The following is a 12,524-nucleotide window of genomic DNA, read 5'->3' as shown; positions in this document are numbered from 1 at the left end:
TGCCCTCGATTACTGACACTAAGCAACGTCGTTCGCCCCGGTGTCATGTGTGGGTAAGTGAAATGTCATTCCTTTGTTGATTATAAAATGAGCTATTACACCGCTCAATCTCGCGTAATTCACTAAACCATGTTGAGAATCGTCTCTGAACTTGGCTCCGGAGTCTCTGCCTGCGGACTCATCTGCTCCACCAGTCGACATCCCTCGAGGTTGAACACCCGCTGCGCGGAGAAGCGCACGTATTTGCGATGAGTGACGAGCAGAACCGCGAGACCTTCTTCTTCCAGGTTTTTGAGCACCTGTAACTCGTTTTCTTCGTCCAGTGCGGAGGTGGCCTCGTCAAGCAATAATAGTGTGCCACCGCGAACGAGCGCGCGTGCAATCCCAAGACGTTGACGCTGGCCACCGGAGAAGAGGATTCCGTTATCGCCGACCCTCGTGTCGAGACCGTCGGGCTGTGCACTTAAAAACGTATCGAGTTGCGCGAGTGTAAGGGCACGCATGAGATCTTTGTCACTCTTGCCTTCCAACCCAAAAAGGAGGTTGGTGCGCATCGACGCATCCAGGAGCACCGTGTCTTGTGGCACATATGCGATCCTCGTTCGATCAACGCGCACTGCGCCACCCGTCGGCTGCAACAACCCTGCGATGATATTCAGCAGCGAACTCTTGCCGCTGCCGGAGACGCCATGCAATATAACTGTCTCGCCGTGTCGCTGCCGAAAAGAAATATTGCGTAGAATCTGAACTTCTTCTTCAAAACCAAAGCTGACGTCTTCAAGCTCGAGTACCGTATCCGGACCTGGACTGCCACACTGCACTTGCGTATTCCGTTGCCGAGAACACCCGTCTAACTCTGCGGACACAAGTCGAACATTCTCATAGGAACCATCTATTTGCCCGGCGAGAAACGAGATCTGACTCGTGAGTGGCAGCATTCGTCGCGATAGAACAAAATAGAAGACGATAATCGCAAGTAGCCGTCGTACATCCCCTTGCTGTAGTTGCACAGCTACTAACAGTCCGAGAAATATCAAAAGCACACCTTGGTCCGACAGGATGCGGGCAAGCTGCGGTAGGAGCGACAAGCGGACACTCTCCGTGCTTACCGCGTCAGCATGTTCACGAATCTGCGCTTGAAAGAAGCTGTGGTTGCGGTAGATACGAATTTCTTTCCCCGACGAAAACATGTCCGAAAGTACACACTGCAGGGCTCCGAAGGATTGCTCGCGAATGGCGGCAGCTATGTGAACCCGATCGCGAATGAAGAAGCGGTGCAGGGCATAAAACGAAGCAAGGGTGCAAGCCAATCCGACGGCACCAGTGGGGCTTTTGGCCACAACGGCGACCGCCATCACCAGAACAACGATCTGCGCCGACATCAACTCGATGCCACGCAAGTAAAACTGCGATGCCTCTCGCGCCGTGTATGTCGTGTGATTGAGAAGGTCACTCCGGTTTAATTGAACAAAAGTCTCCCAGCGTACTTCGCTATAACCCTGCGTAAGCCGTTGAAGCAAATCCTTGTAGATGTTTTGTACAAAGTTAAGGAGAGAACCCGTCGACAAGGCATCCGCAAGAGACCGTATAACGACGAGGGATCCTGCTACCAGTGACACTTGAAGAACCGACTGCGGCTGCCACCACAATTGATTATTTGGCACGATCCCCTGCAGTACCAGAAAAAGAAGATAAAGAGAGCCTGCTAATAAAAGGTCCAGCAAACCAACACTGACTCTCGCGGCAATCAGAAGGATGTACAGCAAACGTTGCTGCTTCGATAGCAGCAGGTAGGCCGACCGGCGGCGACTGCTTGCCGTTGGGGCGAGCACTGCAAAAGGAGGCCGATCGAAGAGTGTCAGCACACTTTGACGGTATGCGCCGGCACATCGACTGTTGTCAGAGGAGGGTCGGAGAATTGTCAGAAACCTGTCACCGCTCAATAAACGCAGATAACGGCAAATTGGAGACAAATAAATGACAACTCGCGCTGGTGCTCAGGGTCATGATAGTAGGCATCTCCGTGATGGAGTGTCGTGAAAGACGGATATGCCGCAAGAAATACGAAGCGCTTCCGGGAGGAATCATGCAGTCACCGTTTGTTACCGTACCGGAAGCTCTCGAAGCCTTTGCGCGCGGACACATGCTCGTCGTCGTCGATGATGAAGATCGCGAAAATGAGGGAGACCTCACGCTCGCTGCAGAGTACATCACGCCAGAAGCGATCAACTTCATGGCAAAGTTCGGCAGGGGCCTCATTTGTCTTACATTGACTGAAGAGCGTGCCGATCAGCTACAGCTAAATCCGATGGTCGCCTGCAACACCTCACAGTTCGGCACCGCATTTACGGAGAGCGTCGAAGCACGGGTTGGTGTGACGACTGGCATCTCCGCGCGAGATCGCGCGCACACGATACGCACCGCCATCAACCCCTCTTCAGGCGCTCATGACCTAGCGCGACCGGGTCATGTGTTTCCTCTGCGCGCGCGGCCCGGTGGAGTGCTGGCGCGCCCAGGTCAAACAGAAGCATCAGTTGATCTGGCATGCATGGCCGGGCTCACTCCTGCCGGCGTTATCTGCGAGATCATGAATGATGATGGAACAATGGCGCGTGTGCCTGATTTGATCCCATTTTGCCATCTGCACGGCTTGCAAATGCTGACCGTTGCCGAGTTGATTCAGTACCGCCAACGGATGGAATCACCAGAATCAGACGATGAGATCTTTCCGATGACTGGACCACACGAGAGACCCGTTCGCGAGAGCTCGTACACGTCAGCTACATTCGGGGTTCGAGTTCGTACTTACTGATGCATCAGGATTATTCGCCATCAATGAAGGCGGATGGATTGCGATCGGCCTGTCGGCGTCATGCAACTCATCCGCCTCTTCGTTCTCACTAGATTTGCTAGTCGAGTTGGCTAACCATGCGGATATACCTCGCGCGCAAACGTGGGGATTTCGCCGTTTCCGCAAGATGAACTAACTCATCACGCGATGGTTCCAGCCGCAGAGGAATTCGCTTCCAGTAGAACTTCAGATCGTCTGACTGCCATTCGGCATATGTCTTCTCCCAGGACTTTCCTGACTCGCCGGCAAAAACCAGGTTAGAAGGATTCAATGCACGTTGCGCATCCTGAAATCTGCAATCGAGTGAAAGCCGCATCTGGTTCGTCCGGTTTGGAGACGCCGCATGGACGGTTAGGCTATGGAAGATCAGCACATCTCCCGCGTTGACCTGCCCGCCAACCCACTTATCACCCATCGCCGTATCCATTGGAATCTCCGGAACGTGTAGATTCGCTCGCGCATGCTCCTGCATACCGTGGCGATGCGATCCTTCAAGTATGCGGAGCGGTCCGAGCTCCAGCGGGCAATCGTGGAATGGAATCCACGCCGTATAGAACTCCGGATCTCCGCCCACGAACTCATAGTCCTGATGTGCGTGTGTCACAAGGCGCTCGCAGTTTGGAAAGATGAGTCGACCAATAGGTTTCGGATGCACGAAGAGATATTCCCCGACGAGCATCTGCATCGCACGACGAAGTGCGGGATGGTGCGGCAATGCATGGAATGATTCAAGATTGAAGACCCTCTGATACACCTGCTTAAAGCAGGGATCAGGATCACCGCACGCGGCTTCTGGAAACGTTACTCGCTCCATCGGATCATGACCTTGAGCCAGCCAGCCAGCGCGTGTTAGCTCCTGCGTCACATCGTTCAGAACACCGCGAACTGCGCCCTGCGGTATCAAGTCGCGTATCAACGCATATCCATGCAGCGCAATCTCTTCACGCAGTCGATCTGTGGTAAGTCCATCTGCGCGAAGCTCGGTAAACTTTTTCACTCAACCCCTCCTGCCGCCATCGGTCCACATACGGCCTATGGAGAACTTAGTCCAGTGGTGGCCGGAGTGTGTCTCGGCATCTTCTGCCGCTTGTCAATTGTTTGTCATTCCTCAGCGTGCTCGCGATGTTATTGCTTCACCAAAGACCAGTGCGCGAGCGCTGACAATTCCATGACTGGACGATGACATGCACTGCTGATTCTTTCAGTATGCTCGGCGTATCTGCTATGACTACGCGTGATTCGCGCGCGGCAAACTCGTCGGAGTACAGTCTGGACGCGAGGAGGTTTCCCCTTTGAACACCGTTGATTCTTCTGCCACATCGAAGGCCCTCCATGCGGATCGCACTGCAATAACTCATGCTGCTGCCGGCATTGCGGAGAAGCCACAGAAGGCGTTGCTGTATGACATGGACCTTCCCCTGCGGAGGACCTTTTATCCTCTCGGTTATGCCGTCGACATCGTGACGAACGATCCTCGGGTGTTGCGCGCCGGACAGGAGAGCTTTGGTCATCGCCGTCTACGCCGGGGAATGACGCCGATCGAGGTGCGTATCGGCGTTACGCCGGACGGCTCTTCGAAGTGCCCGCCCGAACCCGCCCGGCGCGAATACAACCACCTCTACTCGCTTGTCGCCGACCATGCGAACCAGGCCATGATCGATTTGAAGACGCTCACCAGCTTTGCATGGTTGAACGAAGCGGCCTTCCGTCGCCCGTTGTATGTCCGGTATAACTTCCTCGAAAAAATCGTATATCTATTGTTGGGCGCGAGCGTAGTAACCGACATTCATGCGGCGTGCGTCAGCAAGCGCGGCAAGGGGATTCTTCTATGCGGCGATTCAGGCGCAGGCAAGTCTACGCTGGCCTATGGCTGTGCTCGCGCAGGCTGGACTTACACCTCGGACGATACCAGTTATCTGATCAACGATGCGGAGACGCCGCAGGTCATCGGACATGCGCATCGCATGCGCTTCCGTCCGGAGACCCGGTCGCTGCTCCCAGAACTCTCGCGTTTTGAGGTTACGCCTCGAATGGAGGGCAAACCTTCCATTGAAGTGTCTGTCACCACGCTGCCTGTCCAGCGCACCTCGGCCGAGGCTGCGATTACCGCCATCGTTTACCTGCAGCGTCGGCCGGATACGCGAGCGCACCTCTCGCCCCTTCCCCTGCGCACGGCAACCGAACGCATGCAGAACGAACTCTTCTCCGCCGGAGAGATTCGTGCGAAGCATATGCAGATCCTGGAAACCCTGGCGAACGTGCCGACGTACGAGTTGCAGTACACAGATCTTAACGATGGAATCGAAGCGCTCGAGACGCTGGCGCTCGACATCTAGGAGATCGTTTCGCTCAAAGCGGTCATGCCTGCGAGGGATTTTGTGATGGCCGCCCTCATCTACGGAAGGACTTTGCGCTGGGCGACCGCGGTGAACCAGACGCTTCGGCCGCAGTCTGTCGAATAAAGCAGCGTCTTCGAGTCGTTCTCCCATGCGGCCTGGATTTGGTTGCAGGGCACATCCGCAACTCGACGCAGTGCCCCCGAAGTTTGATCGCGAATCCAGAGGTTCCATACGCCGTGCTCCAGGTGGCTATAGGCCAGCCATCTTCCATCAGGAGACAGCGCCGGGTAACGCGATGGCCCAAGTCCAAGTGGCGCGTTCGTTCTCGTTCCATCGGTCGCATATAGCTGCGGATATCCACCATCGTCCGCAGCGGCGTAGACATAGGATTTTGGCGATATGTACGCCGCCTCATAGACATTCATTCGCGCCGGAGTGAGTGCTGTTTCGGCGGAGTCATCACGAAGACCATCGCGCATCATGAGTCGGCCCCGGCCGTGATCGTCGCGCAGGAACGCCAGGCTCTTGCCATCCATGGCGAACATGGGATCATGCCCGTTGACTACAACGCTGTCCGAAGGATGCTCTCCGTCCACAATCACCGATTGCGGAGCTAGAGCTTGCTCCAGCAATGTATGGTCGCCTTCGTCAGCGAACGAAAGTATATCGTTCGCACTGGCCGGCGAGATCGTCTTTATACCATCATGCATGTTCACTGTTACGCAGCGATAGCCTTCAAAGGTAAACGCGAGATATCGGATAAACATACCTTCGCGATGCGGGGCTGCGTTGAGAAAACCCGTCGCTCCAAGCGGCAGACGATAAGCATATTCCTGTCGCCGGGCCCGCTCCACCCGCAACGTAGACCGAACGGTTGAGGTTGTCAGGATAAGCAATGCCAGAGTCCATACATAGGCTGTCCAATCACGTGATCGTTCAGCAGCACGGCCATCTGTCCAGAGAAGCCAATAGATGCCTGCGAGAAGTCCCAGCAGCAGAGGCAGGCGCGGAACGTACAGCAGTACCGCAAGTCCTGAGACATTCGCCGGGGCGGTGACGGGAAACCCGATGCCGAAGTAAACAAGCACCAGAAGCGTGAGCCATCCCCAGTGACGTCTCCGATAGAGCATCGAAGCTACAACACACGCCGGAAAGACGATCAGCACAAAATTGTAGGAGGCCGGGATCGTCGAAATCGTAAGCGCCGCGGTGATAAGCGCGGACCACTCCAAGAGGATTGTTTCGCGGCCGCTCTTGATTCTGCGGATCAGCAGAATGGCTGGTGCCAGGATTAGCGTTTGCAATACGGGGGAGAGCAGTGCATATGCGAAAGGCGAGTCGTGCCAAGGGCGTGGGTTCCACTGTGGTTCGGAGAGAAATAGCCGATGCAGAATGCCGGGGATAGAGGCCGTGATAGTGTAAGGCTGAAGTCCCTCGCCCCGCGTGACCCACGGCAATATCTCCTGCAGCCAGGTTCGATGCACCGTCCAGCCGAAGACAGCGATCGATGACGCAACAGCGATCGATCCGGTGAGGATACCCGCACCCAGCGCACGCCAGTCTCTACGCTGCAGAAAGAAGATAAAGAGCAGTATGGGAAAGACCTTGCAGGCGCCTGCGATTGCAAGAAGTGCTCCGGCCCATGCTCTGTATCCGCGCAGATAACACCAACAGGCAGTCACAACCAGCAACAAGAGAACGATGTAGAACTGCCCGAAGAGGAAGTTGCGATAGAGTGGGAAGTTCAACGTGAGCGCCAGGCCCATCCAGCGAAGATTGAGCCCTGTCATCTCTCGTATCATCCAGACAAGCGGAATCAGAATTGCCAGATTCAGCAGAATCCATACATGCTTCGCAGCGAGCGGCGCGAGCTTCGCCAAGGGCAAAAAAACTAGCGTCGAAAACGGCGTGATCGGGAGCAACCCGAGCACACGGATGTCGATGGCTCGATGAGCCTTTTCACGCTCAATCCATGTCCACTCATACATCCGCGTCGTATCGTAGTGCTCCTCCACGAGCCGCGAGGCCAGGTAGTAGTTCGGAAAGTCCGTGTTCAGCGTTCGCCATGCCTGCGGCAGCGTGTGGAAGCATAGGTACAGCATCGACAGGCAAAAGACGACACGTTCAAACCAAACGACACGGGGGCGGTTCTCTCGCGTAGTCATACCTCAACGTATCGCCGGGAGCAGACTGGAGTTGTCACTCCGCTGTCATCGACGGGTCATTCGAATATGAGAGTTCCCAATACTTTCTGAGGAGCTCGGCACGTTGACGAAAATGATGTAAAGAGTTTTCGATGATGTCAGCCGCAAGATTCAGTCCACGAATAGCTGCGATATCTCGCTGCATCTTCTGCGCGGCTACACGATAGCGCGGCTCGTCCAGCACCTTTAGCAAAGCCGCCCGGATGCGCTGCGCTGTAAGCTGGTGCAAGGAGAGAACCTCTGCTACGCCTGCAAGTCGCAGCCGTTTGGCGATGCCCGGTTGATCAAAGGCTTTTGGAATCGCAACCATCGGAATACCATGCAGAAGTGTTTCGAACGCAGTATTCGGTCCCGCATGTGTGATCACCACACTCACTTTCTTCAGCAACTCAAGCTGTGGCGCTACTTTCACCACAATGGGTGAACCTTGAAGGTTCTGAAACATGGCCGGATCGCGTCTGTCGCCGAGGGTAATAACCAGCTGTAGGTTTAAACCTGCACACGCCTCCGCGATCATCCTAAAGGTGTCCGGCTCACCCTTCAAGGTCGTTCCTAACGAAGCGTAGACAAGTCGTCTACCGTCGAGCTGCTCCCACGGAAATTCCATCGGGGTACGCGCTTCTTCATCGACAAATGGGCCAGTGTAGTGGAACGTCCCGGATAAACGCTTGTGCGGCAGATCAAGACACTCAGGCAATGGCGTAATGTGTGCAAGTTCCAGGTAGGTTCGGTCTCGACTCGAACCGAGACCGTGCCTCTTGCGTAACACATCCAGCGCATGCCGCACAGGCCCATACATTCGCTGTACCGAAACCTCCAGTAAGAGGCTATACAGCGTCTCCGTCCACGATCTATGTCGTATCTTGATCGAAGAATCGCTCCATCCCAAATGATGTGGAATCGACGTCGAGATGATGAAGTAAGGTAATTGCAACATCTCTGCCAGCGTCGGCCCCGCGAATGCGACCTCATCTACAATGAGCACGTCGACGCCCGCACTCCGTATCGCTTCCGGCCCGTCGCGGAGATACATCTCCATTTCAGCCGAGATCCGCTCCAAGCTATAACGAATCGCCGCAATACCCCCCGATGGCTTGGTCGCTCTCTTCTTTACCGTCGTGGACTGTACCGCGTTGTCCCGCCCGACGACACAAAAACCTATGCCATGTGCCCGGATGCGGGTCTCAACCTCCGGCCGTTGCACAAAGCTGACACTATGCCCGCGAGCCATCAACTCCTTGGATAAGGTGATCAGCGGATTCAAGTGACCTGTCCCTTTGAAGGACAGGATGCCAAAATGTGCCATCGTAATCTTCGTTCCAGTTCTATATGCGGACAGCAGAGGGAACTGCCAACTGTTTCCCAGAGAGGCTCGCTTTACCCAATCCCAATACCTCTTCCGCACTGCGCAGCAACTCCCCTACAGGTGCCCGTAGCCAGCGCACAATTCCACCGACGGAGATTGGAGCAAGTCCTTCGCACAACCGCAATGGCATCCGTTCCCACATCGCATCGGAGCAAAGTTGAACCCGGCCTCCGATTATAACTAACTCAATATCTTCCATGGAGAGTGTCTTCAGTCGTTCGGCCGCGTCTTCTCCCGTATCGCGTACTCCGATGAGATCCGCCTTCCCTTCCCTAGTGATAGCTCCCGCGCCATAGGGCAATCTCAGCATCTTTGCCGGCGCCTCTGTCACCATGCGATATGCGTCCTCAGCACCGATGCCACCATAACGAATTGCAAATCGAATTTCGTCCAGCAACTCACCCTCCGAGGTAAGGGGTGAGTCGTTTCCTAGTGCTACTCTTTCGATGTGCCGCAACCTACCCATGTCCGGCAACACACCGAAGATATTATGGTTGGAAGACGGACACACGACGAGCGATGCACCGCTATCCCGCACTCGCGCAATACCCTGCTCATCGAGAGCCAGGCCATGTACGAGAATTGTGTTGTCGTGAAGCGCCTCCATAACATCCAGCGTTGCGAGTTCCTTTTGAGCGATGTCGTCCACGCCTTCACATGTGTGCACGATGAATGGTTGGTTCTCCGGCGTCTGCGAATACGCACGACGGATATCTGACTCCAGTCCTACCGAGTGTGCCCAGCCATAATGCTGTAGGACGCGAACCGGAAACTCCGCTTGCTGCAGCACAGGCCATGGCGGATCGTGATGACATACGGTGGTGACGCCGCACAGCAGATTGCGCACACCACCCCACCATAAGCGCACGTCCTTATGTATCCGATGTTGACGAGCAATAACATCAGCGTGCCGTTGGTGGATGTCTTCTCCCCACTCTATATAGTTCCTGTAAGGAGGATTTGCGAGGCGCGGATAAAGTGCGAACTGCAAGTGATCGTGTGCGTTGATGAGACCGGGCATCATAAGGTACCCAGTGAGGTTTATCGCCTCCGCTCGCTCTGAAGCCGTCGCGCCGCCGCCATCATAGAGGCAATCGATAGCCCCGGCAACGATCTCGATGTCGACATATTGAAGCTCGTGTGGTCCGAAAGCACAAAGAGCTCTCTGCAGGAGCACTCTTTCAATATGCATCTCCGGTTGGGGATTACGCATGCTTCCTCGCAACATAGATACGGAAGCGGGAGGGCTCCCGCCTGCGGCGCACCTTGGCGAGCCATGGCCTTAGAGCCCATCGGACTCCGAACTTAGGATAAAAGATCTCCCATCGAATCCCGCATTGCTCTGCCAGCAACGCTAGACGTCCGTCCGTAAGAAACTCTTGACTGCTTAGCGCGTGCGACGCCGTACCGTAGTGCTTGAGAAACATTGCTTGCCGCTCTGCAACCATTCGCATTCCGCTCTCTTCGTGTGAGTACCATGGAGTGTCGCTGATGATGACAATGCCTCCGCGCTTCACACAGCGCAACGCCTCACGAAGCACCGTCTCGTAGTCCTCCGCATAGTGGAACGACGCATTGAAGATGACAGCATCAAACTGCTCATCCTCAAAAGGCAGATTCGCAGCCTCAGCTTGGAATCTCGGGACCGCCTTCGATAACTGATGCCGATAATGGATTGCTGCGCCCAAACCGTCATGGTTATTCGTTAGCAAATCGACAGCAACTGGTTCATAGTGGGCCAGAGCGAGACGATAACTCATCCAGCAATTACCAGCTCCGAGGTCGAGAACGGTGCGTACTTTCATCGGGCGCAACACCTGCTCGAAGAGACAGTTGAAGCTTCGCGCACGGATACGCCATTGATCTGAGTTTCGACCCGTTGCGTCTTTGTACGGTAAACCAAGATAGTAATGCTCGGTCTGACTACCCCGACCTTCCGCGGCCCGAATGCGTTCATAGTCGGCGACGAACCGCGCATAGTGCGCGACTCGCTCTGCAGGCAACGCACGCACAATGTCATCTTCCACAATCATGCGAAAGCCGCAGTGGCGGCAATGCGATCCATCCATGCGAGCGTGGCAGCGTGTGCAACGCAGATGGATGGACAAAGCTTCGTCGCGGCTTTCGGTCAGTATCTGAGCAGGGGTCTCAGTCATCATCTCTTGCGCGGAGAGCAAGTCAGGCATCTGTTCCATCCTTTGATCTAGCTCAGGCTTTCCAGCGGAACAAATGCGGTCGTCGCCAACACTTTCGGTGACGGCTCAAACGTAAAGGCCTCGTCATCACGGCTGATCGGCTCAAGTTCCTCTACCTTCAACCATAGAGCTTCGACCTCACGAAGAGCGCCTTCGTTTGAGGGTGCCTTGTACCAGGCATCCACCTCCGCATGTAGGGCCTCTCTCACAGCACGGTAGAAGTCCGTCGTATACGCGGCCTTGAAGATGATACAAAGATCATCACTGTCGATCCAGTTCTGCTTCTGCCCCAGCTGCGCTTGTACACGTTGATAGAACTTTGTTCCGGGCAACGGATAAGAAAATGAGATGCCAATATCGTCAGGCCGCATCTCGCGCACGAATGCAATGGTCTGCTGTAGTTCATGCCACATCTCACCTGGATAGCCAAACTGTAAGAAGAAGCATGCACGGATACCCGCATCCTGGAGCCGTTTGCGAGCGGTTGCGATTGTCGCAAGGCTAATACCCTTGTCCATCGCGTCCAGAATCGACTGCGCGCCAGACTCCACGCCCATCCATACCTCGGCACAGCCGGCAAGCTTGAGGTTGTGCACTGTCTCCTCGCTCATCAGGTCGGCACGTGACTGCACCTTAAACGGAACGGCGGCATCGCGCTCTGTCACCTCCTCCGCGAAGTCTTTTACCCAGTTGTGGTTCAGGGCGAAGACATCGTCACCGAACCAGATATGATCGGCCCCGGCCCGCTTCAAGCAAAGCATCTCCTCCGCGACTACGGCGGCGGATCGCAGATGGAAGCGATTGCCCGAAATCGGCTTCGCGCACCAGTTGCATTGAAACGGACAGCCGCGACTCGCCACCATGTTCACGGAAAAATACCCATGCGAATCCATCCAGGCCCTGCGATACGGTTCCAGATCGATCAAGTCACGCGAAGGATTCGATAGATTTGCCCAGTCCGGATTCCTGGCCAGGCGCTGGTGGCTACGGATCACTTCGCCGCCTGGGCCCATCTTTACGAGGCCATCGAGCATGGTAACTTCTTTGCCCGCAAGCTGCGCCGTACATAGATCGACAAGCACCTTCTCGCTCTCACCGCAAAGAACGTAGTCGAATCCGTTTTCAAGGAAAAGTTCAGGATGATCAGTAGAGTCCGAACCATGCACGACGGTCACCGCTCCTACCGCCTTCGCTTCCTTCACGATCTTCCATGCCACGTCACGCATACGCGTCAAACACATCTTCGAGAGAAAGTTGAAGTCATCCTCGTAAACCGCCACGATCTTCGGACAATGCTCTTGCAGCATCGCAATAAAATGCGCCCCGGGCTCTTCAAGCATCGCGTCAAATACAACCACAGAAATCCCACTTTCACGAAGTGCCGTCGCTGTGTAGAGTGTGCCAATTGGCGAGTAAGGCTGCATCTTGCGCAGCTGCTTCGCGTCATAAGGGAGATGATACGAATGTGTCAGTAAGACGTCGGCCAAGATACACCTCATTGCTCTCTATAGCGACTGCAGGGACGCCAGTGCTATATGTGCTTCTGCAAGATCAAGCGTGCCTTTTCTG

8 protein-coding genes and 1 pseudogene are annotated in these 12,524 nt (G+C 55.2%); 2 read left to right on the top strand and 7 right to left on the bottom strand.

What is annotated here, in order from left to right; all coding sequences use genetic code 11:
• Positions 1-122: 122 nt before the first annotated feature.
• Positions 123-1,865, bottom strand: a complete 1,743-nt coding sequence (locus GOB94_RS16015) for an ABC transporter ATP-binding protein (RefSeq protein ID WP_182276834.1) — start codon at positions 1,863-1,865, stop codon at positions 123-125.
• Between the two features lie 221 nt (positions 1,866-2,086).
• Between GOB94_RS16015 and ribB the strand changes: the two are divergent.
• Positions 2,087-2,689 (top strand): annotated as a pseudogene (gene ribB, locus GOB94_RS16010) (3,4-dihydroxy-2-butanone-4-phosphate synthase); the annotation flags it as partial.
• A 220-nt stretch (positions 2,690-2,909) separates the two neighbouring features.
• On the opposite strand, the gene GOB94_RS16005 reads toward ribB, so the two are convergent.
• Positions 2,910-3,848, bottom strand: a complete 939-nt coding sequence (locus GOB94_RS16005; RefSeq protein ID WP_182276833.1) for a phytanoyl-CoA dioxygenase family protein — start codon at positions 3,846-3,848, stop codon at positions 2,910-2,912.
• Positions 3,849-4,143: 295 nt separating this feature from the next.
• Between GOB94_RS16005 and GOB94_RS16000 the strand changes: the two genes are divergently transcribed.
• A complete protein-coding gene (locus GOB94_RS16000; RefSeq protein ID WP_255484073.1) occupies positions 4,144-5,187 on the top strand; it encodes an aldolase in 1,044 nt (347 codons plus the stop codon).
• Between the two features lie 59 nt (positions 5,188-5,246).
• Here GOB94_RS16000 and GOB94_RS15995 read toward each other — a convergent pair whose 3' ends face one another.
• The 5 genes from GOB94_RS15995 to GOB94_RS15975 are packed head-to-tail and all read right to left on the bottom strand — an operon-like array spanning position 5,247 to position 12,442.
• Positions 5,247-7,355, bottom strand: coding sequence for a glycosyltransferase 87 family protein (locus GOB94_RS15995; protein ID WP_182276832.1), 2,109 nt, complete (start codon positions 7,353-7,355; stop codon positions 5,247-5,249).
• Positions 7,356-7,389: 34 nt separating this feature from the next.
• Entirely contained in the window at positions 7,390-8,700 is a 1,311-nt protein-coding gene (locus tag GOB94_RS15990; RefSeq protein WP_182276831.1) for a glycosyltransferase, read from the bottom strand.
• 19 nt (positions 8,701-8,719) lie between these two features.
• Complete coding sequence (locus GOB94_RS15985; protein ID WP_182276830.1) at positions 8,720-9,973, bottom strand: amidohydrolase family protein; 1,254 nt, start codon at positions 9,971-9,973, stop codon at positions 8,720-8,722.
• Positions 9,966-10,946 (bottom strand): class I SAM-dependent methyltransferase, encoded by a 981-nt coding sequence (locus GOB94_RS15980; protein WP_255484072.1) that lies wholly within the window; start codon positions 10,944-10,946, stop codon positions 9,966-9,968. The genes GOB94_RS15985 and GOB94_RS15980 overlap by 8 nt, the downstream gene beginning before the upstream one ends.
• Before the next feature lie 17 nt (positions 10,947-10,963).
• Positions 10,964-12,442, bottom strand: a complete 1,479-nt coding sequence (locus GOB94_RS15975; protein ID WP_182276829.1) for a radical SAM protein — start codon at positions 12,440-12,442, stop codon at positions 10,964-10,966.
• Between the last annotated feature and the right edge of the window lie 82 nt (positions 12,443-12,524).

This window comes from Granulicella sp. 5B5, assembly GCF_014083945.1.
Lineage (GTDB): Bacteria > Acidobacteriota > Terriglobia > Terriglobales > Acidobacteriaceae > Granulicella.
Note: the sequence above shows the minus strand (reverse complement) of the source record. Positions and strands in the feature narration are given on the sequence as shown.

What these genes read in the sequence shown, in the direction of transcription:
- GOB94_RS15995 (WP_182276832.1), bottom strand. Translation starts at nt 7,355, where the DNA reads ATGACTACGCGAGAGAACCGCCCCCGTGTCGTTTGGTTTGAACGTGTC.
- GOB94_RS15990 (WP_182276831.1), bottom strand. Translation starts at nt 8,700, where the DNA reads ATGGCACATTTTGGCATCCTGTCCTTCAAAGGGACAGGTCACTTGAAT.
- GOB94_RS15985 (WP_182276830.1), bottom strand. Translation starts at nt 9,973, where the DNA reads ATGCGTAATCCCCAACCGGAGATGCATATTGAAAGAGTGCTCCTGCAG.
- GOB94_RS15980 (WP_255484072.1), bottom strand. Translation starts at nt 10,946, where the DNA reads ATGCCTGACTTGCTCTCCGCGCAAGAGATGATGACTGAGACCCCTGCT.